At 48.4% G+C, this 765-nt stretch carries 5 tRNA genes and 1 rRNA gene; all 6 read left to right on the forward strand.

Annotated elements, in window-relative coordinates:
* The first annotated feature begins 158 nt into the window (after positions 1-158).
* Positions 159-274: ribosomal RNA gene (rrf, locus tag ACTJKA_RS19925) — 5S ribosomal RNA — on the forward strand.
* 9 nt (positions 275-283) lie between these two features.
* Positions 284-358: transfer RNA gene (locus ACTJKA_RS19930), tRNA-Asn, on the forward strand.
* Between the two features lie 4 nt (positions 359-362).
* Positions 363-453, forward strand: a tRNA-Ser gene (locus tag ACTJKA_RS19935).
* A gap of 17 nt (positions 454-470) precedes the next feature.
* A tRNA-Glu gene (locus ACTJKA_RS19940) sits at positions 471-545 on the forward strand.
* 32 nt (positions 546-577) lie between these two features.
* A tRNA-Val gene (locus ACTJKA_RS19945) sits at positions 578-653 on the forward strand.
* Positions 654-668: 15 nt separating this feature from the next.
* Positions 669-745: transfer RNA gene (locus ACTJKA_RS19950), tRNA-Met, on the forward strand.
* Positions 746-765: the final 20 nt, after the last annotated feature.

Genomic DNA, 765 nt, shown 5'->3' on the forward strand with positions numbered 1-765 from the left:
TGGTGACACGTGGAGCTGACAGATACTAATAGATCGAGGACTTAACCTATATTCTAATGTGAAAAATGAACATTGTTATCTAGTTTTGAGAGAACATTTTTCAAAAATCTCTTGATTTATTTGTAATACATAGTATAATATCTTTTGTCACTAAATTGTCTGGTGATGATGGCGAAGAGGTCACACCCGTTCCCATACCGAACACGGAAGTTAAGCTCTTCAGCGCCGATGGTAGTTGGGGGTTTCCCCCTGTGAGAGTAGGACATCGCCAGGCTTTCTTCATTCCGCAGTAGCTCAGTGGTAGAGCTATCGGCTGTTAACCGATCGGTCGTAGGTTCGAATCCTACCTGCGGAGCCAATTTGGAGAGCTGTCCGAGTGGCCGAAGGAGCACGATTGGAAATCGTGTAGGCGGTAACCCCGTCTCAAGGGTTCGAATCCCTTGCTCTCCGCCACAATTTACATAATAAAGGGCCCGTTGGTCAAGCGGTTAAGACACCGCCCTTTCACGGCGGTAACACGGGTTCGAATCCCGTACGGGTCACCATTTTTATAGAAATACATACCAGCATTTTATTCGGAGGATTAGCTCAGCTGGGAGAGCATCTGCCTTACAAGCAGAGGGTCGGCGGTTCGAGCCCGTCATCCTCCACCATATCTTTTATATCGTCGCGGGGTGGAGCAGTTCGGTAGCTCGTCGGGCTCATAACCCGAAGGTCGCAGGTTCAAATCCTGCCCCCGCAACCAAATTTTTTCTCTAATGGTCC

Origin of the sequence: Bacillus sp. 22190, assembly GCF_052045575.1 — a bacterium.
In the GTDB taxonomy this organism is placed as follows: Bacteria; Bacillota; Bacilli; order Bacillales; family Bacillaceae; genus Bacillus; species Bacillus altitudinis.